Source organism: Plantactinospora sp. A48 (assembly GCF_055793945.1).
The window spans coordinates 15,807-38,246 of record NZ_JBTIXF010000003.1 but is presented as its reverse complement, the minus strand read 5'-3'; the positions used below and the strand labels follow the sequence as shown (position 1 = coordinate 38,246).

General features: G+C 70.5%; 21 protein-coding genes and 1 tRNA gene. 6 read left to right on the top strand and 16 right to left on the bottom strand.

The annotated features are described in order from the left end of the window. Window positions 1-109 precede the first annotated feature (109 nt). Window positions 110-907: a hypothetical protein gene (locus ACXN5W_RS02835; protein ID WP_473156548.1), complete on the top strand. Its 798-nt coding sequence runs from the start codon at window positions 110-112 to the stop codon at window positions 905-907. A gap of 157 nt (window positions 908-1,064) precedes the next feature. Continuing rightward, window positions 1,065-2,162: a LacI family DNA-binding transcriptional regulator gene (locus tag ACXN5W_RS02830; RefSeq protein ID WP_473156547.1), complete on the top strand. Its 1,098-nt coding sequence runs from the start codon at window positions 1,065-1,067 to the stop codon at window positions 2,160-2,162. A gap of 284 nt (window positions 2,163-2,446) precedes the next feature. On the opposite strand, the gene ACXN5W_RS02825 is transcribed toward ACXN5W_RS02830, so the two are convergent. From ACXN5W_RS02825 to ACXN5W_RS02805, 5 genes are all read right to left on the bottom strand, one after another. Next, on the bottom strand, window positions 2,447-2,905 hold the full coding sequence (locus ACXN5W_RS02825) for a hypothetical protein (protein WP_473156546.1): 459 nt from the start codon (window positions 2,903-2,905) through the stop codon (window positions 2,447-2,449). A gap of 79 nt (window positions 2,906-2,984) precedes the next feature. Continuing rightward, complete coding sequence (locus tag ACXN5W_RS02820) at window positions 2,985-3,947, bottom strand: YihY/virulence factor BrkB family protein (RefSeq protein ID WP_473156545.1); 963 nt, start codon at window positions 3,945-3,947, stop codon at window positions 2,985-2,987. Between the two features lie 103 nt (window positions 3,948-4,050). Next, the gene (locus tag ACXN5W_RS02815; protein ID WP_473156544.1) at window positions 4,051-4,617 is read right to left on the bottom strand and encodes a 2'-5' RNA ligase family protein; all 567 of its coding nucleotides are present in this window, start codon (window positions 4,615-4,617) and stop codon (window positions 4,051-4,053) included. 67 nt (window positions 4,618-4,684) lie between these two features. Further along, a complete protein-coding gene (trpS, locus tag ACXN5W_RS02810) occupies window positions 4,685-5,710 on the bottom strand; it encodes a tryptophan--tRNA ligase (protein ID WP_473156543.1) in 1,026 nt (341 codons plus the stop codon). Between the two features lie 101 nt (window positions 5,711-5,811). Continuing rightward, complete coding sequence (locus ACXN5W_RS02805; RefSeq protein WP_473156681.1) at window positions 5,812-6,783, bottom strand: hemolysin family protein; 972 nt, start codon at window positions 6,781-6,783, stop codon at window positions 5,812-5,814. A 338-nt stretch (window positions 6,784-7,121) separates the two neighbouring features. Here ACXN5W_RS02805 and galE point away from each other — a divergent pair, with 338 nt between their 5' ends. Both galE and galK read left to right on the top strand, forming a co-directional pair. Continuing rightward, on the top strand, window positions 7,122-8,105 hold the full coding sequence (galE, locus tag ACXN5W_RS02800; RefSeq protein WP_473156542.1) for a UDP-glucose 4-epimerase GalE: 984 nt from the start codon (window positions 7,122-7,124) through the stop codon (window positions 8,103-8,105). Beyond that, entirely contained in the window at window positions 8,102-9,277 is a 1,176-nt protein-coding gene (galK, locus tag ACXN5W_RS02795) for a galactokinase (protein WP_473156541.1), read from the top strand. Before galE ends, galK begins: the two co-directional genes overlap by 4 nt. Window positions 9,278-9,405: 128 nt before the next feature. Here galK and ACXN5W_RS02790 read toward each other — a convergent pair whose 3' ends face one another. The 8 genes from ACXN5W_RS02790 to ACXN5W_RS02755 all read right to left on the bottom strand — a co-directional run bounded on the left by ACXN5W_RS02790 (window position 9,406) and on the right by ACXN5W_RS02755 (window position 17,045). Then, window positions 9,406-10,704, bottom strand: a complete 1,299-nt coding sequence (locus tag ACXN5W_RS02790; RefSeq protein ID WP_473156540.1) for a sulfate adenylyltransferase subunit 1 — start codon at window positions 10,702-10,704, stop codon at window positions 9,406-9,408. After that, complete coding sequence (cysD, locus tag ACXN5W_RS02785) at window positions 10,704-11,615, bottom strand: sulfate adenylyltransferase subunit CysD (RefSeq protein WP_473156539.1); 912 nt, start codon at window positions 11,613-11,615, stop codon at window positions 10,704-10,706. Before cysD ends, ACXN5W_RS02790 begins: the two co-directional genes overlap by 1 nt. A 158-nt stretch (window positions 11,616-11,773) precedes the next feature. Further along, window positions 11,774-12,595, bottom strand: a complete 822-nt coding sequence (locus ACXN5W_RS02780; RefSeq protein WP_473156538.1) for an inositol monophosphatase family protein — start codon at window positions 12,593-12,595, stop codon at window positions 11,774-11,776. 178 nt (window positions 12,596-12,773) lie between these two features. Further along, entirely contained in the window at window positions 12,774-13,358 is a 585-nt protein-coding gene (gene pth / locus ACXN5W_RS02775) for an aminoacyl-tRNA hydrolase (RefSeq protein WP_473156537.1), read from the bottom strand. An 84-nt stretch (window positions 13,359-13,442) separates the two neighbouring features. Then, complete coding sequence (locus tag ACXN5W_RS02770; RefSeq protein WP_473156536.1) at window positions 13,443-14,111, bottom strand: 50S ribosomal protein L25/general stress protein Ctc; 669 nt, start codon at window positions 14,109-14,111, stop codon at window positions 13,443-13,445. Between the two features lie 257 nt (window positions 14,112-14,368). Further along, window positions 14,369-15,349 (bottom strand): ribose-phosphate diphosphokinase, encoded by a 981-nt coding sequence (locus tag ACXN5W_RS02765; protein ID WP_473156535.1) that lies wholly within the window; start codon window positions 15,347-15,349, stop codon window positions 14,369-14,371. Window positions 15,350-15,400: 51 nt separating this feature from the next. Beyond that, a complete protein-coding gene (gene glmU, locus ACXN5W_RS02760; RefSeq protein ID WP_473156534.1) occupies window positions 15,401-16,900 on the bottom strand; it encodes a bifunctional UDP-N-acetylglucosamine diphosphorylase/glucosamine-1-phosphate N-acetyltransferase GlmU in 1,500 nt (499 codons plus the stop codon). A 74-nt stretch (window positions 16,901-16,974) separates the two neighbouring features. Beyond that, window positions 16,975-17,045 (bottom strand) — tRNA-Gln (locus ACXN5W_RS02755). Between the two features lie 314 nt (window positions 17,046-17,359). On the opposite strand from ACXN5W_RS02755, the gene ACXN5W_RS02750 reads away from it, so the two are divergent. Both ACXN5W_RS02750 and ACXN5W_RS02745 read left to right on the top strand, forming a co-directional pair. Then, window positions 17,360-18,319, top strand: coding sequence for an acyl-CoA desaturase (locus tag ACXN5W_RS02750; protein WP_473156533.1), 960 nt, complete (start codon window positions 17,360-17,362; stop codon window positions 18,317-18,319). Beyond that, entirely contained in the window at window positions 18,316-19,182 is an 867-nt protein-coding gene (locus ACXN5W_RS02745; protein ID WP_473156532.1) for a TetR family transcriptional regulator, read from the top strand. The genes ACXN5W_RS02750 and ACXN5W_RS02745 overlap by 4 nt, the downstream gene beginning before the upstream one ends. Before the next feature lie 144 nt (window positions 19,183-19,326). Here ACXN5W_RS02745 and ACXN5W_RS02740 read toward each other — a convergent pair whose 3' ends face one another. The 3 genes from ACXN5W_RS02740 to ACXN5W_RS02730 form a co-directional block, all read right to left on the bottom strand. Beyond that, on the bottom strand, window positions 19,327-19,815 hold the full coding sequence (locus ACXN5W_RS02740) for a DUF4383 domain-containing protein (RefSeq protein ID WP_473156531.1): 489 nt from the start codon (window positions 19,813-19,815) through the stop codon (window positions 19,327-19,329). A 151-nt stretch (window positions 19,816-19,966) separates the two neighbouring features. Next, window positions 19,967-20,422: a DUF4383 domain-containing protein gene (locus tag ACXN5W_RS02735; RefSeq protein ID WP_473156530.1), complete on the bottom strand. Its 456-nt coding sequence runs from the start codon at window positions 20,420-20,422 to the stop codon at window positions 19,967-19,969. Between the two features lie 81 nt (window positions 20,423-20,503). Beyond that, on the bottom strand, window positions 20,504-22,360 hold the full coding sequence (locus ACXN5W_RS02730; protein WP_473156529.1) for an ABC-F family ATP-binding cassette domain-containing protein: 1,857 nt from the start codon (window positions 22,358-22,360) through the stop codon (window positions 20,504-20,506). Between the last annotated feature and the right edge of the window lie 80 nt (window positions 22,361-22,440).

Below are 22,440 nucleotides of genomic sequence, written 5' to 3'. Positions count from 1 at the left end.
GAACGGCAGCATATCGGCAGTCGCTCGGCAGTGATCCCGAGCAGTGTTCGCTACCGGCCGTCCCGAGGCACGGGACCGCCGGGCAGAAACACGCTGGGAGAGCAGAGACATGAATCGACAGACCGCCTCCGTACGACACACCCGGAAGGGAGCGGTGGTTGCCGCCACCCTGGTCGCGATGGCCGTACCCGTGACCGGTTGTGACCCGGCGACCGTGGCGCAGGTGGCCACGCAGTCGCCCAAGGAGGCGTTGCTCGCGGCCGTACCGGACGGTTCCGAGGGGCCGTTCCGGTTCAGCGGCAAGGACGAGTCGAGCGACATCTCCGGCTCGGTGGACCCGGCGGCGAAGGCGCTCCAGCTCGCCACCTCGGTGCGGCAGGAGGGCTTCGCCATGAAGATGTCCTTCCTGGTCGTCACCGAGCAGTCCTGGGTCAGGGTGAAGTTCACCGGGGACCGCAGGCAGGTCGCCCTGCTGCCGAAGTTCCCGGACCGGTGGATGCACCTGAACCGGTCGAAGCTGACCGGCGAGGACGCCATCCCGACCTACGACGGGGCGGACCAGGGCAATGTCGGTCCGCTGGTCCAGAACGCGACGTCCGTCGAGGACAAGGGCTCCGGGCGGTACGCCGGCGTCCTCGATCTGTCCACCGGAGAGGCGGCCAAGGTGCTGGATGCCGAGGAGATGACCGCGCTCGGTGCCGCCGCCAAGCAGGTCCCGTTCACCGCCGAGGTGACCGGTGACAACCTGACCGCGTTCACCATGCGGGTTCCGGCGGCCGGCAAGCACAAGGCATTCGAGTACGTCGTCAACTACCGCGACTACGGCTCCGCCCCGAAGCTCACCGCGCCGACCGGGGACGCGGCCCGGGAGGCGCCGCCGGCCCTGTACGACATGCTGGCGGGCTGACCCGCTCGACGGGACCAGGGACTCCTGGAGGGGTGGCGGGGACACGGGGGAACCGCCGCCCCTTCCGGCGTTGGACTACCGGACCCGGCGTGCGGCCGTCGGTCACCAGGTCGGACGAGGCTACCGGCGGGAAACCGCTGTTGAGTAGGGTGCGGCCATGCGCGCTCGGTTGTCAGACATCGCTCAGCAGGCTCAGGTGAGCGAAGCCACCGTGTCCCGCGTGCTCAACGACCGGCCCGGGGTGGCGCCGGAAACCCGGCAGGCGGTACTGACCGCTCTCGATGTGCTCGGCTACGAGCGCCCCGCCCGGTTGCGTCAACGCAGCGCCGGCCTGGTCGGGCTGGTCGTGCCGGAGCTGGAAAATCCGATCTTCCCGGCCTTCGCCCAGATCATCGAGTCGGCGCTGGCTCAGTCGGGCTTCACCCCGGTGCTGTGCACCCAGGCGCCCGGCGGCGTGACCGAGGACGAGTACGTCGAGATGCTGCTCGACCGCCAGGTCTCCGGCATCGTCTTCGTCTCCGGCCGGCACGCCGACACCGCCGCCGACCACGACCGCTACCGCGCGCTGCTCACCCGCCCGCTGCCGATAGTGATGATCAACGGGTACGCACCGGGCATTCCGGCGCCGTTCGTCTCCTGTGACGACCGGGAGGCGGCCGAGTTGGCCGTTGCTCACCTGGTCGCGCTCGGCCACCGCCGGATCGGCCTGATCACCGGGCCCGACCGCTTCGTACCCGTGCGGCGCAAGGTGGCCGGCTACCGGGCCGCGATGGGGCGCCTGGTCGGTCTCGCCGACGCCGACCTGGACGAGTTGGCCGAGCTGTCGCTGTTCGGCGTGGAGGGTGGGGAGGCCGCCGCCGGCCGGCTCATCGAGCGGGGGGTCACCGGGCTGGTCTGTGGCTCCGACCTGATGGCCCTGGGCGCCGTACGGGCTGGTCGGCAACGCGGATTGGCGGTGCCTCGGGACCTCTCCGTGGTCGGCTATGACGACTCACCGCTGATGGCCTTCACCGATCCACCGTTGACCACGATGCGCCAACCGGTGATCTCGATGGCCGTGGCTGCCGTCCGGGCCCTGGTCGATGAGATCAACGGGCACGCCGCTCCGCACACCGAGTACGTCTTCCGGCCCGAGCTGGTGGTTCGAGGCTCGACGGCGGTCGCCCCGGCGGCGGCACCGACGGCCCCGGCGAATCAGGTGACCTCGGGGACCCCGCTCTCCCCGGTTTCGCCGCTGCCCTCGCCCGCCGGCTGACTTCCGGAGCCTCGATCCTGAGGTTCTGTCGGACGGCGCTGCGACGAGATGGTTCGAACCGGCGTCCCTGGGGTAAGGCGATGGTCAGGTCAGGTCACCCGGTGTGCAGCGTCGCCCCGGGCGGACCGACCGCAGACCCCTGTGGTGGGGGGCGATGGTGGCGCCGGTGTCCCGCAACCGCGGGCCACCGGCGCTCTTCGCTTCGGGCTTCGGCCCCTCAGTCCCGGGATGCCGTTGCGGGCCTTCTCATCCTCGACTGCGCGGGAACACCGCCGACGGGCTTCTCAGTCCCCGGGCGCGACCGGGCCGTCACTGGTCAGCAGCGTCGCGATCCGGGCGAAGCCGGCTCTGACCTCGGCCTCGCTGGGTGGCGTGCCGGGCTCCCGCTGGGACGGTTCGGTCAGCTCGGCCAACTCGGCGTCGAGGTCCGGGTCTCCGTAGTCCGCGTAGAGATCGGCGTCCGCCCGCTCCGCCGCGTCGTCCTCGGCCGCGCTGCGGGCCGCGGCGATCTCGGCCTGGATCTCCCTGGTCGAGACGGCCATCACCAACGGCTCCACCACCGCCATCAACTGTTCGTCGGCCACCACCGCCTCGGCCAGCGCCAGTGCGTGCGGGCGCTCGTACGGACCGCACACCACCGGCTCCCACTCGTCCACGTCGTCGAGCGGGCCGAAGGTGATGATCCACGGCTGCCGGAGCATCGGCGAGCCGTCCGGCAGGTCCAGTGTCACGAGTGCGCCCACGCGCCTCATCATGTCGGCCGCCGGTCGACCAGTGGACCGATTTGCCCGTATTGCGGTTCTCGCGATTTCATGCAGATGATCAGTCGTCCTCGTCCTCCACCGGCCGCTCCGGACGCCGCCCGGGCGGCATCGAAGCCGGCGGGACCGAGGGCGGCGGGGCGATGACCTCAGGCGGGCGCCCCCCGGACAGGTCAACCACCCGGCCGTACTCACTGGTGGCGGCGATCGCCGCGCCGAACAACAGCAGCTGATTGAGCAGGTAGAGGTACAGCAGCAGGGCCACCGCGCCGGCCACCACGGTGTACGCGGGGTTCCGCTCGGTACGTCCCACCCAGTACCGCCCGACGGTGTTCAGCAGGGTGATGCCCACGGCCACGAAGAGGATCGCCGGCCGCAGCCGGCGACTGCTGATCTTGACCCGTGGCACGGCGACCATCAGGGCCGTGGCCAGCACGAGGTTCACCAGGACGCTCAGCACCCCGCTGAGAATGCCCAGGCCCACCGAGCCGGTGCTGCGCAGCAGCCAACGCAGCAGCGATTCCAACGCGTCGATGGCGGCCACCGACACGCCCAGCATGAGGAACACCCCGAACAGCACAGCCAGGTCGATCAACCAGCGGACCACGATGTTGCCCGGTTGCTGTTGCAGGCCGTAGATCAGCCGCTGCGAGGAACGGATCGCCTCGATCCAGCCCACCCCGGTGAAGACCAGGATGATCGCACCGGCCACGCTCGCCGTGCTGCCGCTGTTGAGGATCTGGTTGAGATCGACGAAGGGCAGGTTGTTGGCGAGGAAGTCCGCGACGGCCACCCGGACCCCCGCGCTGCTCCTGATCACCACGCCGAAGATCGAGTACGCCAGCAGGCCGAGCGCGAAGAAGGCGAAGAAGCCGTAGTACGCGATGGCCGCGGCGAGCCGACCGCCAAGAACATCCTGGTAGCGCATCAGCGCCCGCCAGAAGTGGTCGAACCACGCCGAGCGGCGCCGCAGCACCTCGATCCACCGGTCGAAGCCGGCCTCGATCCGGGACAGGAGATCCACGCCACTCATCCTCGCCGATCCGGTGCCCGTCCGGCGGGCACCACCCGGTGGCTTCCGGAACGGCACCGGCCAGCGCCCGGCCGCCGGGCACCGGCCGGTGGCGTCAGGAACAGTCCTGACCGGTCAACTCGAAGTCCCGGCGCGGCTGCCACCGGGTCTGCCCACTGTGCGAGAAGAGGGTGAAGTGCTCCACCTCGAACCGGGCGGAGAAATCCGCGAGGTCATCGTAGATCTTGTCCAGGGCCTCGGGCGCGACATCCTGGGCCACCGTGACGTGTGGGTGGTAGGGGAACCGGGTCTCCCGGTGCAGGTCCGGCGCCGAGCGGATGGACTCGACTAGCAGCTCACACTCACTGATGCCGGCAGCCACCACCACGAAGACCACCTCGGTGATCGGCCGGAAGGTGCCGGTGCCCCGCAGGTGCATGGTGAACGGCAGATGCTGACCGGCCACCGTGGCCAGGTGCTCCTCGATGACCGGCAGGCTGGTCGACGGGATCTCGGTCGGCCCGAGCAGCGTGACGTGTGCCGGTACGTCCACCGCCTGCGGATCGCCGGCCTCGGCCCGACACCGGGTCAGGAACTCACCCCACGGCGGGGGGATGTCGATCGCGATGCCGATCTGCGTCGTCGCGATCCCGCTGTTACGCGTACCGTCCGTCCGAACCACGCTCCCGCTCACCACCGGCCGGTTCGCCGGTCTGCCCTCTCCGCCATCCGCCTGCCGCGCGACCGAACTAGGCCGGCCGGCCCGGCCCCAGGAAACCCACCCGGTCATAGGTGGTGCGCAGGGTGGCCGAGGCGACCGCCCGGGCCTTCTCGGCGCCCACCGCGAGCAGCTTGTCCAGCTGCGCCGGGTCTTCGAGATAGGCCCGGGTGCGCTCCTGGATCGGCCGCACCGCGTCGGTGACCACCTCGGCCAGGTCCTTCTTGAGGTCGCCGTAGCCCTTGCCGGCGTACGCCTCGACCAGCTCGTCGATGGTCCGGTCGCTCAGTGCCGAGTAGATGGTCAACAGGTTGGCGATGCCGGGCTTGCTCTCCGGCTCGAAGATGATCTCGCGGCCAGTGTCGGTCACCGCCGAACGGATCTTCTTCGCCGACTTCGCGGGGTCGTCGAGCAGGTCGATGATGCCGGCCGGCGAGGAGGCCGACTTGGACATCTTCGCCGTCGGATCCTGCAGATCCGTGATCTTGGCGGTGTCCTTGACGATGTACGGCGCCGGAACGGTGAACGTCGGCCCGAACAGGCCGTTGAACCGCTGGGCCAGGTCACGGGTCAGCTCCAGATGCTGGCGCTGGTCCTCGCCCACCGGCACCGCGTCGGCCTGGTAGAGCAGGATGTCCGCGGCCTGCAGGATCGGGTACGTGAACAGGCCCACACTGGCCCGCTCGGTGCCCTGCCGGGTCGACTTGTCCTTGAACTGGGTCATCCGGCTCGCCTCGCCGAAGCCGGTGATACAGCTCAGTACCCAGGCCAGCTGCGCGTGTTCCGGCGCCTGGGACTGGACGAACAGGGTGCACCGCTCCTGGTCGAGCCCGGCCGCCAGCAACTGTGCGGCGGCCACCCGGGTCCGCTGGCGCAGCACCGCGGGATCGTGCCCGGCGGTGATGGCGTGCAGGTCCACCACGCAGTAGAACGCGTCATGGGTGTCCTGCATGGCCACCCAGTTGCGCAGCGCTCCCAGGTAGTTGCCGAGGTGGAACGAGTCGGCGGTTGGCTGGATGCCGGAGAAGACCCGGGGGCGGGCGCCTGCGTCGGACATGCCGGCATTCTGTCAGCAACGCCGCCCCGTCGCGACGACCCCCCGGACCGATGAAAGGAAGGGCCCCTTCTTATCGCTTTTTGTACAGGAGGGGGCCCTTCCTAACGTCCGTCGCGGTCGGCGAAGTCCGCGCGGGAAACACCGTTGGGCGCAGTCAACCCCGGCATGCCGCCGGACGCAGGTTGCGCGGGAACGCCGTTGGCCGGCCGGGTTGGCGAGATCGCCAACCGGCCGATGCGGCGGCCGTCCAGGGCCAGCACCCGCAGCGTCCACCTGTTGGTCTCCCCCGACGGTCCGTCGTCGTCGGCCACCGGCACGTCCACCTGCACCTCGTCGCCGACCACCGGTAGCCGGCCGAGGGCGGCCATCACGAACCCGCCCACCGTCTCGTACGGTCCGGCGGCCAGCTCGATGCCGGCCCGTTCGGCGAAGTCGGCGAGGTTGAGCCGGCCGTCCGCCTCGACGGCGAAGCCGGCCGCCACCGGGTCCGGGTCGGTGTCGTACTCGTCGTGGATCTCGCCCACCAGTTCCTCGATCAGGTCCTCCAGGGTGACGATCCCGGCGGTCCCGCCGTACTCGTCCACCACGACCGCGAGATGATGGCGCTCCCGCCGCATCTCGGTGAGCGCGGCCAGCACCCGCTTGCTGCCGGGCAGCCGCTTCACCTCGCGGACCAGATCCCGGACCCGGGTGCCGTCGGCGGGCGGGTGCAGCAGCAGATCACGCAGGTGGACGAAGCCGATCACGTCGTCGTGGGTGCCGTCGACCACCGGGTAGCGGGTGTGGGTAGCGTCCCGCGCCCGCTCGGCCGCCTCACCGACCGTCAGGCTGGCGGTCAGGAACACCACCTCGGTCCGCGGCATCATCACCTCGCGTACCAGGCTCGCGCCGGCCACCAGCACCTCGTCGATGATCCGCCGTTCCACCGGGTCGAGGCGGGTGTTGGCCGCGACCAGATCACGCAGCTCGGCCTCGCTGATCCGTTCCCGGCCGGCGGCCGGGCTCGCGCCGAGCAGGTCCGTGACCAGCCGGGTGGCGGCGTCCGCCGCCCGGACCACGACCCGGGCCACCACCCGGGCCATCCGGCCGGGCTGCCGTCGTGGACGCCCCGACGATCGTCGCCGGGGCCCGGGACTGCCACCTTCCCGCATGCCAGTGATGGTAGACAGCGCGGACCCGTCGGGGTCGACGCAGCGCGGTGGCCGACGCAGCTCGGTGGCCGACGCAGCTCGGTGGCCGACGCACTGCGGTGGCCGACGCACTGCGGTGGCCGACGCACTGCGGTGTTCGATTACGTTCGGATGTGTGCGAACATGAAAGCCGGTCGGTCGGCGGCGACCAACCGCCGACCGTAGGCTGATCCACAACCGGGTACCGCCGTCCCTCCGGCGGCCGACAGGGAGGACAAAGCGTGAAACTGCTGGTCACCGGCGGCGCGGGGTACATCGGCGGCGTCGTCACCCGGTTGCTCCTCGATGCCGGACACCAGGTCGTGGTGCTCGACGACCTCCGCACCGGGCACCGGGCCGCACTCGCCGCCGAGGCCGAGTTCGTCGAGCTGCCGGTGCAGGAGGCGGCCCGGATCCTCACCCCGGAAGCCGGTTTCGACGGCGTGTTGCACTTCGCCGCGCTGATCGCCGCCGGCGAGTCGATGGTCCGGCCCGAGCGCTACTGGCGGAACAACACCGTGGGTACGCTCGCACTGCTCGACGCGGTACGCGCCGCTCGGGTACCCCGGCTGGTCTTCTCGTCCACCGCCGCCGTCTACGGCAATCCGGTCGAGCTGCCGATCCGGGAGACCGCCGTGACGGCCCCCACCAACCCGTACGGCTCGACCAAGCTCGCCATCGACCTGGCGCTGACCTCGGAGGCGACCGCGCACGGCCTGGCCGCCGTGTCGCTGCGGTACTTCAACGTCGCCGGCGCCTATCTGCGACCCGGCGTCGCGCTCGGCGAACGGCACGACCCGGAGACGCACCTGATCCCGATCGCGCTGGAGGTCGCCGCCGACCGGCGGGACAAGCTCCAGATCTTCGGCGACGACTACCCCACCGCCGACGGCACCTGCGTCCGGGACTACATCCACGTGGAGGACCTGGCCCAGGCCCACCTGCTGGCCCTGGACGCCGCCCGACCGGGCGAGCACCGGGTGTTCAACCTTGGCAACGGCAGCGGCTTCACGAACCGTCAGGTGGCCGAGGTGGTCCGGGAGGTCACCGGTCATCCGTTGCCGGTGGAGGTCGCCCCCCGCCGGGAGGGCGATCCGGCGGCGCTGGTCGCCTCGTCCGACCGGGCCCGCGCCGAGCTGGGTTGGACCCCGGCGAAGCCGACCCTGCACGACATGGTGAGCGACGCCTGGGCGTTCTACCGTACGCAGATCCTGGAGCAGCCGTGACCGACCAGCCGACGCAGCCGGATCCGGTGGCCGAGCGGGCCGTCGCCGGTTTCCGGACCGAGTACGCCGGTGAGCCGGCCGGCTGTTGGGTGGCCCCGGGCCGGGCGAACCTGATCGGCGAGCACACCGACTACAACGACGGGTACGTCCTGCCGTTCGCCCTGCCCCAGCACACGGTGGTGGCGGCCGCCGCGGCCGACCGGGCCAACTGGTCGGTCTGGTCCGAGGTCGGGCCGGAGCGGATCTCGTTCGACGATGCCGGCCTGGCGCCCGGGGTGGTTCCGGGCTGGGGCGCGTACGTCGCGGGCGTGGTGTGGGCGCTGCGCGAGGCCGGGCACCGGGTGCCGCACGCCGAGTTGGCGATCGCCTCGGACGTGCCGCTGGGCGCCGGGCTGTCGTCCTCGGCCGCGCTGGAGTCCGCCGTACTCACCGCCCTGGCCGACCTCGGCGGCCTGGACCTGCCGGTCGACGACCGGCCCCGGCTCGCGCAGCGCGCCGAGAACGAGTACGTCGGCGCGCCCACCGGGGTGATGGACCAGTCCGCCTCGATCCGCTGCCGCGAGGGACACGCGCTGTTCCTGGACTGCCGCTCGTTCGAGGTGGAGCACATTCCGTTCGACCTGGTCGGTGCCGGCCTCTCGATCGTCATCATCGACACCCGCGCCGAGCACCGGCACGTCGACGGCGAGTACGCCGACCGTCGCCGGGCCTGTGAGGAGGCCGCCCGGCAGCTCGGCGTGCCCGCGCTGCGCGATGTCGATCAGGCCGAGTTGGACACGGCGCTGGGCCGGCTGCCCGACGAGGTGATCCGGCGGCGGGTGCGGCATGTGGTGACCGAGAACCAGCGGGTGCTGGACACCGTGGCGTTGCTGCGGGCGGGGCGGGTCCGGGAGATCGGGCCGCTGCTCACCGCCTCGCACGCCTCGATGCGGGACGACTTCGAGATCACCGTCCCGGAGGTGGACACCGCGGTGACGGCCGCGCTGGGCGCCGGTGCGTACGGTGCCCGGATGACCGGCGGCGGTTTCGGGGGCTGTGTGATCGCACTTGCCGACACCGACCGTGCCGACGCGGTGGCAACGGCCGTGACCGACGCCTTCGCCGACCAGGGTTTCACCCCGCCACGGTCGTTCACCGTGCTACCCGGTCCAGGAGCCCGCCGACTGTCCTGAATCGAGCCGGCCGTCCCGGCCCGGCCGTCCCGGGCCCGCCTCGGTTGATCATGAAGTTGGCCGGCGGTATCGAGATCGAACAGCCAGCCAACTTCATGATCGGTGCGACGGGGCCGGGCGGACCGGGATCAGGTGGCGTCGACGATCATGCCGGCGCCCACGGTCCGGTTCGTGCTCTCGTCGATCAGGATGAACCCGCCCGTGGTGCGGTTACGCCGGTACTCGTCGGCCAGCAGCGGCACGGTGGTCCGCAACCGCACCCGGCCGATCTCGTTCAACGCCAGCGAGGTGGCCGTCTCGTCCCGGTGCAGCGAGTTCACGTCGAGCCGGTACTGCAGGCCGCGTACCACCGCCCGGGCGCTCCGGGTGGTGTGCTTGATGGCGTACTTCCCGCCCGCCTGCAACGGCCGGGTCTCGTCCATCCAGCAGAGCATCGCCTCGATGTCCTGCGCCACCGCCGGCGCGTTGTTCGGCCGGCAGATCATGTCACCGCGCGACACGTCCAGCTCGTCGGTCAACCGCACGGTCACCGACATCGGCGGGTACGCCTCGGCGACCGGGCCGTCGGCGGTGTCGATGCTCGCGATCTGGCTGGTGAACCCGGACGGCAGCACCATCACCTCGTCGCCGGGCTTGAGCACCCCCGAGGCCACCTGACCGGCGTAACCGCGGTAGTCCGTCACGGTCGTCGACTGCGGACGGATGACGTACTGCACCGGGAACCGCACGTCCACGAGGTTGCGGTCCGAGGCGATGTGCACCCGTTCCAGATGGTGCAGCAGTGACGGACCCTCGTACCACGGCATGTTGTCGGACCGGTTCACGATGTTGTCGCCGCGCAACGCCGAGATCGGCACCACCGCGAGGTCCGGCGCCTCCAGCTTGGCCGCGAACGTGGTGAACTCGTCGGCGATCCGCTCGTAGATCTCCTGCGACCAGTCGACCAGATCCATCTTGTTGACGCAGAGGACCAGGTGCGGCACCCGCAGCAGCGAGCAGAGGAAGGCATGCCGCCGGGACTGCTCGACCAGGCCCTTCCGGGCGTCGACCAGGATCAGTGCCAGGTCGGCGGTGGAGGCCCCGGTGACCATGTTGCGGGTGTACTGGATGTGGCCCGGCGTGTCGGCGATGATGAACTTGCGCCGGGGCGTCGCGAAGTACCGGTAGGCCACGTCGATGGTGATGCCCTGCTCCCGCTCGGCCCGCAGGCCGTCGGTGAGCAGCGCCAGGTTGGTGTACTCGTCCCCGCGCGCCGAGCTGGCCGCCTCGACGGCCTCCAACTGGTCGCTGAACAGGGACTTCGTGTCATACAACAGCCGGCCGATGAGCGTGGACTTACCGTCGTCGACACTGCCGGCGGTGGCGAACCGCAGCAGGTCCATCGGTCGGACCTCGGGGGTCGCCGGCGAAATGGCGGTAGCCGTCATCAGAAGTAGCCCTCTCGCTTGCGGTCTTCCATGGCGGCCTCGCTCACCCGGTCGTCGCCCCGGGTGGCGCCGCGCTCGGTGATCCGGGTCGCCGCCACCTCGTCGATGACTCCGATCACCGTGTCGGCGTCGGACCGTACGGCCGCCGTACACGACGCGTCACCAACCGTCCGGTAGCGCACCCGTGCGGTGAACGTCTGCTCGCCGGGCCGCGGCTGGAAGAACTCGTTGACCCCGTACAGCATCCCGTCCCGCTCGACCACCTCGCGGTCGTGCGCGAAGTAGATCTCCGGGAGCGCCAGTTCCTCCCGTTCGATGTAGTGCCACACGTCCAGCTCGGTCCAGTTCGACAGCGGGAACACCCGGATCGACTCGCCCGGGTGATGCCGGCCGTTGTAGAGCGACCACAGCTCGGGCCGTTGGTTCTTCGGATCCCACTGCCCGAAGTCGTCGCGGAAGCTGAAGATCCGCTCCTTGGCCCGGGCCTTCTCCTCGTCCCGGCGGGCGCCACCGAACAGTGCGTTGAAGCGGTACTTCTCGACCGCCTCCAGCAGCACAGGGGTCTGGATCCGGTTGCGCGTCCCGTCCGCCGGCTGGCTGACCAGGCCCTTCTCCAGCGCCTCCGGCACGCTCGCCACGAGCAGTTGCAGCCGCAGCTCGTTCACCCGACGGTCCCGGTAGGCCAGCACCTCCGGGAAGTTGTGTCCGGTGTCCACGTGCAGCACCGGGAACGGGATGCCGGCCGGGGCGAACGCCTTCTGCGCCAGCCGCAGCATCACGATCGAGTCCTTGCCGCCGGAGAACAGCAGCGCTGGCCGTTCCAGCTCGGCGACCACCTCGCGGATGATGAAGATGCTCTCGGCCTCAAGCTCCGCCAGATGGGAAACCCGGTACGCCGCTGTGGCGGTCATGACAACTCCTCGCTACGCTCGGACCCGCCGTAAGGCCCTGTCGCACTGAGTCTGATGAATCGTTCGCTCATGACGGCCAACTTGACGGTGGTCCATCGGGGTCACTCATGCGCAAATCACACTCTCCCGGTAGGTGAAGCCGAGATTTCGGGCCGAAACTATCCGAGGTGCCGCTGCAACGCCGCAAGCAGCCGGGGAGCGAGGTCCTTCCGGCACACCATGAGATCCGGTAGCCGTGGATCGGCCTGGTTGTATCTCAGCGCAGAACCATCGATCCGGGAAGCGTGCAACCCGGTGGCCGTCGCCACAGCCGCTGGCGCGGCCGAGTCCCACTCGTACTGACCGCCCGCGTGGATGTAGGCGTCGACCTCGCCGCTGATCACGGCGGCGATCTTCGCGCCCGCCGAGCCCATCGGCACCAGCTGGGCGCCCACCTCGTCGGCCAGATCGGTCAGGAACACCGGCGGCCGGCTGCGGCTCGCGGCCATCCGGATCCGCCGCTCGCCCGGCCCGTCGGCCGCCGCCGGATACGGCGGTGGCGAGTCGGTGCCCAACACCCGGTCCTGGGCGGGCAACGCCACCGCACCCGCCGCCAGGCCGTGCTCGGTCGGCGCGTCCCGGGCCCACAGCGCCACGTGTACCGCCCAGTCGGCGCGCCCCTCCTCGGAGAACTCCCGGGTGCCATCCAGCGGGTCGACGATCCACACCCGGTCCGCAGTCAGCCGGGGCACCGCCGCCGTGTCCACGTCGGCCGCCCAGGCCAGCCGCGAACCCTCATCCTCCTCGGACAGGACCGCGTCGGCCGGCCGCCAGCGAGCCAGCTCGGCCCGGAGCAGATCGTGCGAGACCTTGTCGCCGGCCGCCTTCAACGCACCCGGATCGGCGAACCCCAACTCGGCACGTACCTCAAGCAGGGCCTGTCCGGCGCGGGCCGCGAGCCAACCGGCGAAGCCGCCGTCGCTCACCGGCGGGGCCGCCATCAGCACTCATCCCGAGGAGCAGTGAACACCGCCGCCGTACGCGTCACGACCGCCTCCTTGCGCGACTGTCCGCGCCGCGGAAGGGGCCCGGCGGCACGATTCGGGACAGCATACCGGCCGGGTCACCGCACCGGCACAGCCTGCACAAACGCCCAAACGAGACACCGACCGATCACGCTCAGTGATAAGTGTTCTGCGTCCACTCCAGGCCCCGGAGGATCACCGACTCCACCGCGTCGGCCGCCCGGTCCACCAGAAAATCCAGCTCCTTGCGTTCTACCGAGCCGAAATCGGCAAGCACGTAGTCGGCGGGATCCTGTCGACCCGGCGGCCGACCGATGCCGAACCGCACCCGAAGGTAGTCCTTGGTGCCGAGTGATTTGGACATCGAGCGGAGTCCATTGTGACCACCCTCACCCCCGCCACACTTGAGCCGGAGCTGCCCGTACGGGATGTCCAACTCGTCATGTACCGCCACGATCTGGTCCACCGGAACCTTGTAGAACCGGGCCAGCGCGACCACCGGTCCGCCGGACAGGTTCATGTAGGTCATCGGTTTCACCAGCACCAGACGCGGTCCGCCGAGCCCGAGTCGGCCCTCCCCGACCTCGGCGACCGCCCGGCGGTGCCGGCCGAACCGCGCGCCGAACCGGCCGGCCAGCAGGTCCGCCACCATGAAGCCGACGTTGTGCCGGTTACCGGCGTACTCCCGGCCCGGATTGCCCAGCCCGACGACCAGCCACGGAAAGGTCTCCTCCGACACCGCGCCCCCACAACCTCGACTCACGTACCGGGAAACGCCGACAGGCGCCCCCGGATGGCGGGGACGCCTGTCGGATCGATCGGGTCAGCTCTCGGCGCTGGCCTCGGCCGGCGTCTGCTCGCCCTCGGCGGCGGCCTCACCCTCGGCAGACTCCTCCGCGGGCGCCTCTTCCGCGACCTCGCCGCCCTCGGCGGCCATCTGCTCCGCGGTCGGCGCCGCCGTGATCAACGCGACCAGCGTCTCGGCACCAACGGCCAGCTCGACCCCGGAAGGCAGCTGCACGTCACCGGCGGTGAGCTGCGAGCCCGCCTCCAGGCCGTCGATCGACAGGTCCAGCGACTCGGGCAGCTTGGTCGCGTCCGCCAGCACGGCCAGGGTGTCGTGCTCGTGCATCACCAGGGTGTCCCGGGCCGGCTCGCCGGTCAGGTGCACCGGCACCTCCACGGTGACCTTCTCGCCACGGCGCACCAGCAGCAGGTCCACGTGCTCGAAGGTGTCCCGGATCGGGTCGCGCTGGATCGCCTTCGGCAGGGCCAGCGCCTGGGTGCCGTCGCTGACCTCGATGCTGAGCAGTTGGTTCGCGCCACCGTGCCGGATCGCGGCGGCGAACTCCAGGGCGGGCAGGGCGATGTGCTTGGGATTCTCGCCGTGGCCGTAGAGCACGGCAGGCACCAGGCCGGCCCGGCGGGTACGGCGGGCACCACCCTTGCCGAACTCGGTACGGGGCTCGGCGCTGATCTTTACCTCGGACACGGCAAAAACTCCTGATACGTTCGCGGCGGCGGTCGTCTTCGATAACGGCGTCTCGGTGCTCGGCAAGGGGCTCACTGGGGGCGGAAACATCACGCACTGCCCGGAGCACCGCGTCGATGACGGTGCCTCCGCGCCGCGCTATCCGCGTCCCGCAGGGCCCCCTCGCCGTGGCAACCGCACCAGTCTACCCGAGCGGAAACCCGCATTCCGGCCGGGTGCCCGACCAGCTCCGGGACGGCGCGGCGGACACGGAATCCTCAGCTCAACCCGCCGAACAGGGTGGTCACCGAACCGTCGTCGAAGACCTCCCGGATCGCCCGGGCCAGCAACGGCGCGATCGACAGCACGGTGATCTTGTCGAGCCGCTTCTCCGGCGGCAGCGGCAGGGTGTTGGTGACCACGACCTCGCTGATCCGGCCGTTCTTCAACCGCTCGGTCGCCGGATCGGACAGCAGCGCGTGGGTCGACGCGACCAGGACGTCCGCCGCACCGCTGTCGTGCAGGATCTCGGCCGCGCCGCAGATCGTGCCGCCCGTGTCGATCATGTCGTCGACGATCAGGCAGACCCGGCCCTCGACGTCACCCACCACCCGGTTCGCCACCACCTGGTTCGGCTTCAGCGGATCCCGGGTCTTGTGGATGAACGCCAGCGGGCAGCCGCCGAGCCGGTCCGTCCAGCGCTCAGCCACCCGGACCCGACCGGAATCCGGCGCCACCACCGTCATCGGCCGGCCCGCGTACTTGCGCTGGACGTACTCGGCAAGCGTGTCCATCGCGAACAGGTGGTCCACCGGCCCGTCGAAGAAGCCCTGGATCTGCGCGGTGTGCAGGTCGACAGTCAGGATCCGGTTCGCGCCCGCGGTCTTCAACAGATCCGCCACCAGACGCGCCGAGATCGGCTCCCGGCCACGGTGCTTCTTGTCCTGCCGGGCGTACGGATAGAACGGGAGCACCACGGTGATCCGCTTGGCCGAACCGCGCTTCAGCGCGTCGACCATGATCAGGGTCTCCATCACCCACTTGTTGACCCCGTGCGTGACCGACTGGACCACGAAGGCGTCCGAACCCCGGACCGACTCCTTGAACCGGACGAAGATCTCGCCGTTGGCGAACTCGTACGAGTCGGCCGGCGTGGGCGCCACCCCGAGAGCCTCACCGATCTCGTGCGCCAGCTCCGGAAACCCGCGTCCGGAGAAAAGCATCAGGCTCTTGCGATTTTCCGCGACGATGCTGCCCATCGGCTCGTCCGCTCCCGTGGCTGAAGGATTTCCTGGCGGTGGGACCAGGCGCTAGTCAGTTGGAGTATCCCTCGCATCCGGGCCGGAGCCACCCTCGCGGGTACCGGCGTGGTCTTGCTCACCCCGACTCCCGGCGGCCCGCGCCGCGGCCTCCGCCGACCGGGTCCCGGCGCGGCGCCGCAGCACCCAGCCGTCGATGTTCCGCTGCGGCGCCCGGGTCACCCCCAGCGCTCCCGCCGGCACGTCCTTGTCGATCGCACTACCCGCGGCCACGTACGCGCCGGGCCCCACCTCGACCGGGGCGATCAGGCTCGTGTCGCAGCCGATGAAGGCCGCCTCGCCGACCGTGGTGTGGTGCTTGTTCACCCCGTCGTAGTTCACGAAGATCGTCGCGGCCCCGATGTTGGCCCGCGGGCCGATGGTGGCGTCCCCGACGTAGCTCAGGTGCGGCACCTTGGCACCCGCGCCGATCTCCGACTTCTTCACCTCGACGAAGGTGCCGATCTTGGCACCCTCGCCGACGTTCGCCTCCGGTCGCAGATAGGCGTACGGCCCGACGCTGGCCCCCGGACCCACCCGGGCCGACAGCACGTGGCTGCGCAGCACCGTGGCACCCTCGCCGACCTCCGTGTCGACGAGCGTCACGTCCGGCCCCACGCTGGCCCGTTCACCCACGCTGGTCGCGCCGCTCAACTGGGTGTTCTGGTCCACCACCGCGTCCCGGCCCAGGCTCACCGTCACGTCGATCCAGGTGGTCGCCGGGTCGAGGATCGTCACCCCGGCCCGCATCCAGCTCTCGTTGACCCGGTCCCGCAGCAGCCGGCGCAACCCGGCCAACTCGTACCGGTCGTTGCAGCCCAGTGCCTCGGTCGCGTCGCCGGCCAGGTGCACCCCGACCGGCTCGCCGGCGCCCACCAGCAGCTCGAACACATCGGTGAGGTATTCCTCACCCTGGTCGTTGTCCGTGGAGAGCTTCGCCAGCGCGGATCGCAACCGGGTCGCGTCGAAGACGTAGCTCCCCGCGTTGATCTCCCGGATCGCCCGCTGCGCCGGGGTCGCGTCGCGCTCCTCGACGATCCGTTCCAGCCGCCCCGCGGCGTCCCGGACGATCCGGCCCAGCCCGGTCGGCCGGTCGACCTCGGCGGCCAGCACCGTCGCCGCGGAGCCGGTCGACTCGTGCGCGTCGACCATCTCGGCAAGGGTCTCCGGGCGCAGGAGCGGGACATCACCGTTGATCACGACGACGGTCCCGGTCGACTCCGGTACGGCGTCCAACGCCACCCGCACCGCGTGCCCGGTGCCGCGCTGTTCCGCCTGGAGCACCGGCGTGGCGGCCGGGGCGACCTCGGTCAGATGCGCGGTCACCTGGTCGGCGCCGTGGCCCACCACCACCACCGTGCGCTCGGCGGCCAGGCTCCCGGTGGCGACCAGGACGTGGCCCAGCAGGGTACGTCCGAGCAGCGGGTGCAACATCTTCGGTAGCGCCGACTTCATCCGTTTTCCCTCGCCGGCGGCGAGGATGACCACGGTACGAGTGCGGGGCTGGGACACGGGCGAGCTCCCGTCGGCTGGCTGGCAGTCTGCGTCCTCATGCTAACCAGGCCGCCCACGACCGCACCCCAAAGCTCCCGGGAGAGGACTCGAACCCCTACAACCAGGACCAAAACCTGGCGTCCTGCCATTAGACGACCCGGGAAGGTCTAAACCAGACAAAGCACCACTTGGATGCGTTGCCCCCACACCTTACCGCCCGGGATCCTGGACCTCACCCGCTATACCCTCCACGATTCCCCGGTTCGCCGACTCCGCCCGATCATCCCCGGCCCGGGCGGGCCGTCCAGGTCCGGAGGTTTGGTCGGCGAAGCAACGGGCACCCGCGCGGCAGACCCGATACGCCCAGGTCAGCGCTCTCAGCCAACTGCCAGAAACCGATTCCGTGCAGTCTACGGGAGCGTAGGTTACGGTGACGTAGGCGTAAGTTTCTGATCATCCATCCCTCTGCGAGGTGCCATGTCCACTGCACTCCTCGAATCGAACACCGGCGGGCCGAAACCCCTGACCGAGGGCCGGCAACCGGTCGGCATCATGGTCGGTCTGTGGGGCTTCGTGGTCGTACCGTTCATCGCTCTCCTGGTGGCCATCCCGGTCGCCTGGGGCGGCTGGCTGCACTGGACGGACGTGGCCATCGCCCTGGCCTGGTACCTGGTCTCCGGTCTGGGAGTGACGGTGGGTTTCCACCGCTACTTCACGCACGGTTCCTTCAAGGCGAAGCGCTGGCTACGGGTGACCCTCGCGGTGGCCGGTTCACTGGCCGTGCAGGGCAGCATCGTGCAGTGGGTGGCCGACCACCGGCGGCACCACGCCTTCTCCGACGTGGAGGGTGACCCGCACTCGCCGTGGCGGTTCGGGACCACCTTCTGGGGGCTGACCAAGGGCCTGTTCCACGCGCACGTCGGCTGGCTGTTCCGCCGCGAACTGTCGAACCGGGAGCGGTTCGCCCCCGACCTGCTCGCCGACAAGGACATCCGGCGCGTCGACAGCCTGTTCCTGCCGCTGGTGCTGCTCTCCACGCTCGGCCCGGCACTGATGGGCGGCCTGCTCACCTGGTCGTGGCAGGGCGCGCTGACCGCGTTCTTCTGGGGCGGCCTGATCCGGATCGCCACCCTGCACCACGTCACCTGGGCGATCAACTCGGTCTGCCACGTCTACGGCGAGCGGCCGTTCGAGGTACGTCAGGGCGACAAGGCGGCCAACTTCTGGCCCTTGGCGATCCTGTCCTTCGGCGAGAGCTGGCACAACCTGCACCACGCGGATCCGACGAGCGCCCGACACGGGGTGCTGCGCGGCCAGATCGACATCTCGGCCCGGGTCATCTGGCTGTTCGAGAAGATCGGCGCCGCCTCCAACGTGCGATGGCCGAAGCCGGAACGTATCGCCGCCAAGATGGCGAAACCGGCCGTTCAGCAGTGACCGACGTACTGCGGGACAACCTTCCCCGTGCCCGAGCCTGGCAGGATGGCACGGTGACCGAGCGCGACGAGAACGGCAGTGGCCGGGCGAGGCGACGCCAACGGCGGGGCGAGGCCACCCCGGAGAACGCGGACGGAAGCGCGCCACCGGCCCGACCGGCGAGCCCGGCACCCGCGCCACCGGCCCGACCGGCGAGCCCGGCACCCGCGCCACCGGCCCGACCGGCGGTCACGCCACCGAAACCAGGTTCCCGGGTACGGATGTCCGCCGCGCAACGGCGGGAGCAGCTCATCGCCATCGGTCGGCTGATCTTCGCGGAACGCGGGTTCGACGCGACCTCCATCGAGGAGGTGGCGGCGCGGGCCAAGGTGTCGAAGCCGGTCGTCTACGAGCACTTCGGCGGCAAGGAAGGGCTGTACGCCGTCGTGGTGGACCGGGAGGTCCGGGCGTTACTCGACCGGATCGCCGCGGCGCTGACCGCGGGTCACCCCCGGGAGTTGCTCGAACAGGCCGCCCTGGCCCTGCTCAGCTACATCGAGGAGGAGACCAGCGGGTTCCGGGTGCTCGTCCGGGAGTCACCGCTGATGTCCGCCACCGGCAACTTCAGCAGCGTGCTCAACGACGTGGCCCACCAGGTCGAGCACATCCTCGGCGCCGAGTTCAAGAGCCGGGGGTACGACCCGAAGCTGTCCGAGCTGTACGCGCAGTCCCTGGTGGGGATGGTGGCGCTCACCGGTCGCTGGTGGTTGGAGGTGCGCAAGCCGCGCAAGGAGACGGTGGCGGCGCACCTGGTCAACCTGGCCTGGAACGGGCTGTCGCATCTGGAGGCCAAGCCGACGTTGCAGACCCACCGGCAGCGCTGAGCCCGCCGCGCGGTACCGGGTGGGGGTTCTGGCGGGGCCGGCCCACTCTGGGCGGTCAAGCTTGATCCCGACGTGGACCGGCCCCGCCAGAACCCCCGGGACACCCCACTCTGGGCGGTCAGGCTTGAGGGACCTCTCTCTGGATCAGCGTTGTCGAGCCTGTGGCTCGGGCTGCGGTTCGGGTCGGGTTGGTTTGGCGTTCTCCAGGCTCGCGTGCTCGTGCGGGCCGACCTTGTCGTACAGGCCGGTGGCCAGGTAGACCAGCCCGAACAGCAGCGAGACGATCACGGTCGACATCGAGAAGTTGAGGAAGTTGGCCGAGGTCTGTAGCACGGTCATCATGGCCAGCCCGGTGACCATGAAGACCACACCGGCGGTCAGGTTCATGAAGTGACCGAGGTTGCCCCGCCGCGACGCGCCGATGATCAGGCCGATGCCGAACACCACTGACACGAGCGCGAACGCGAGGTTCACCCGCAGGCCCAGCACCCAGTGGCTGGCCCGGGAGAACAGCGGGCTGTCCCAGGTTTCGACGACGCCCAGGATCCCGAAGATCAGGATGTAGAGCCCGACGAGTCCGGCGATGAGTCGGTAGAGCGGCCGGGCCGGATGGTTGATCGGGAAGTGGGGCACGACGCCTCCTCGGCACGGTGACGATCCTTCCGGATTGTCGCTGTTCAGCGGCCCACTTCGCGGTGGAACCGGGAAAGGCCAGCCCTCCCGGTCGGGTGGAAACGCCGAAGGGCCCCGCGACATCGCGGGGCCCTTCGGCGTCGTACCGGGGTCAGAGCACCAGGCGGGCGTCCCGGGACGCCTTGGCCTCGTCCTCGGTACCCACGGCGCAGTACATCGCGCTGGTCAGCAGGACCAGCCCGAGCAGCATGGTGACGATGCAGGTGGCGAGGCTGAAGTCGAGCAGGTTCGCCTCGGTACGCAGCAGGGCGAGCGCGGCCAGACCGAGCGCCATCACGAGGTAGCCGAGCGGCTTGTTGACCCGCACGTCGATGTTGCGACCGACACCGGTGACGATCAGGATCACCGCGCCCAGCGCCACGAACAGCACGGAGCCGCCGAGGTTCACGCCCTGGCCGAGGACCAGGGTGTCGTCCTGACCGAAGAATTCCTCGCCGGCGTTCTGGATCACGCCCAAGATGCCGAAGATCACCGAGTAGAGGCCGATCAGACCGGTGATCGCCCGGTAGACCGGCCGCGCGGGGTGGTTGACGGGGTTGTGCGCCATGTCGAAATCTCCAACGTGCCGGGGGTGGTCACCTGGAATTCTCGCGCATGCCCCGGGACAGCCGCCCGACACCCCCGTCGGTCAGGCGTCGCCCACCTGGTCGGCGAGGGTGAGCCAGGTTTCCTCGATCTGCTCCCGCTCGGCCCGCAACGCCCGGAGTTGGCCGTCGAGTTCGGCGACCCGGTTGTAGTCGGTGGCATGCTGGGCGAGTTGTTCGTGCAGGCTCGTTTCCCGCTGCTCCAGCTTGCCGATCTGGCGTTCCAGCCGGTTGAGCTCCTTCTTCGCGGTGCGTGCCTCGGCTGCGGAGAGTCGGGGCGCTCCGGCCGGGGCCGTACCGTCCGGGCCCGTGTCGCCGGCGGTCGCCGAGCCGGTGCTCGAGCCCGCCGTTGCCGGTCCGCCGGCCATCCGCCGGGCCAGCATGCCGCCGTCGCCGACCCGGGCCAGATACTCCTCCACCCCGCCCGGCAGGTGGACCAGCCGGCCGTCGCCGAACATGCCGTACACGACCTCGGTGACCCGCTCGATCAGGTAGCGGTCGTGGCTGGCCACGATCACCGTGCCGGGCCAGGAGTCGAGCAGGTCCTCCAGCGCGGCCAGGGTGTCGGTGTCCAGATCGTTGGTGGGCTCGTCGAAGAGCAGCACGTTGGGTTCGGCCGCGAGCAGCCGCAGCAGTTGCAGCCGACGCCGTTCACCACCGGAGAGATCCTGTACCGGCGTCCAGAGCCGCCGGTCGTCGAAGCCGAACATCTCGGCGAGCTGGGACGCGGCCACCTCCCGGTCGCCGATCACGACCCGCCGGGCCACCTCCTCGACCGCCTCCAGCACCCGCAACTCGCCGGGGAGTTCGGCCAGTTCCTGGGAAAGGAAGGCGGGTCGGACGGTGGCACCGGTACGGATCGTGCCGGAGTCCGGGCCGCGTACCCCGGCGAGCAGCCGCAGCAGGGTGGTCTTGCCGGCGCCGTTGGCACCCACGATGGCGATCCGGTCGCCCGGTCCGACCTGCCAGGTCAGGTCGTGCAGGATAGGGGTGTCGCCGGCGGTGAGGGTGACGTCCGTCAGGTCGTACACCTGCTTGCCGAGCCGGGCGGTGGCCAGGCGGTGCAGCGCGACGGTGTCCCGGGGTTCCGGTTCGTCGGCGATGAGCGCGTTGGCGGCCTCGATCCGGAACCTCGGCTTGGAGGTCCGGGCCGGCGGCCCGCGCCGCAGCCACGCGATCTCCTTGCGCAGCAGGTTCTGGCGCCGGGCCTCCGTCGCGGCGGCCACCCGGGCCCGTTCGGCGCGGGCGAGGGTCCAGGCCGCGAAACCGCCCTCGTACGCTCGGACCGCGCGGTCGGCGACCTCCCAGGTGGTGGTGCAGACGGCGTCCAGGAACCACCGGTCGTGGGTGACCACGACCAGGGCACCACGCCGACCGACCAGATGCCGGGCAAGCCAGTCCACCCCGGCGACGTCCAGGTGGTTGGTGGGTTCGTCGAGGACGAGCAGGTCGGACTCGCGAACCAGCAGGGCGGCCAGGGCCACCCGCCGCCGTTCGCCGCCGGACATCGGACCGACCGGCTGGTCGAGCCCGAGGTACGGCATGCCGAGGCCGTCGAGGATGGCCCGGACCCCGGCGTCGCCGGCCCACTCGTGCTCGGCGCCCATGTCCTCGGCGAGCCAGGCGGTGCCGAGGACCACCTGGCGCACGGTGGCCTCCGGATCCAGCCGTAGTTGCTGGGGCAACCCGGCGACCCGGAGGTCACGGCGGTGGGTGACCCGGCCGTCGTCCGGCTCCTCGGCGCGGGTGAGCAGCCGCAGCAGGGTGGACTTGCCCGCACCGTTGAGGCCGACCACGCCGATCCGGTCCGCGTCGTCGAGCCCGAGGGACACGTCGGTGAGCAGCAGCCCGGCAGCGCCATAGCCCTTGGACACGCGGTCCAGGTTGACGATGTTGGCCACGAACCCCACCTTTCCGTCTTCTCGGTCGGTCGTCTCGATCGTCTCGGGCGCCGCCAAGGGTAACGCCCGACGATTCCGCC

What these genes read in the sequence shown, in the direction of transcription:
- ACXN5W_RS02835 (WP_473156548.1), top strand. Translation starts at nt 110, where the DNA reads ATGAATCGACAGACCGCCTCCGTACGACACACCCGGAAGGGAGCGGTG.
- ACXN5W_RS02830 (WP_473156547.1), top strand. Translation starts at nt 1,065, where the DNA reads ATGCGCGCTCGGTTGTCAGACATCGCTCAGCAGGCTCAGGTGAGCGAA.
- trpS (WP_473156543.1), bottom strand. Translation starts at nt 5,710, where the DNA reads ATGTCCGACGCAGGCGCCCGCCCCCGGGTCTTCTCCGGCATCCAGCCA.
- ACXN5W_RS02790 (WP_473156540.1), bottom strand. Translation starts at nt 10,704, where the DNA reads ATGACGGCTACCGCCATTTCGCCGGCGACCCCCGAGGTCCGACCGATG.
- cysD (WP_473156539.1), bottom strand. Translation starts at nt 11,615, where the DNA reads ATGACCGCCACAGCGGCGTACCGGGTTTCCCATCTGGCGGAGCTTGAG.
- ACXN5W_RS02780 (WP_473156538.1), bottom strand. Translation starts at nt 12,595, where the DNA reads ATGGCGGCCCCGCCGGTGAGCGACGGCGGCTTCGCCGGTTGGCTCGCG.
- ACXN5W_RS02765 (WP_473156535.1), bottom strand. Translation starts at nt 15,349, where the DNA reads ATGGGCAGCATCGTCGCGGAAAATCGCAAGAGCCTGATGCTTTTCTCC.
- ACXN5W_RS02750 (WP_473156533.1), top strand. Translation starts at nt 17,360, where the DNA reads ATGTCCACTGCACTCCTCGAATCGAACACCGGCGGGCCGAAACCCCTG.
- ACXN5W_RS02735 (WP_473156530.1), bottom strand. Translation starts at nt 20,422, where the DNA reads ATGGCGCACAACCCCGTCAACCACCCCGCGCGGCCGGTCTACCGGGCG.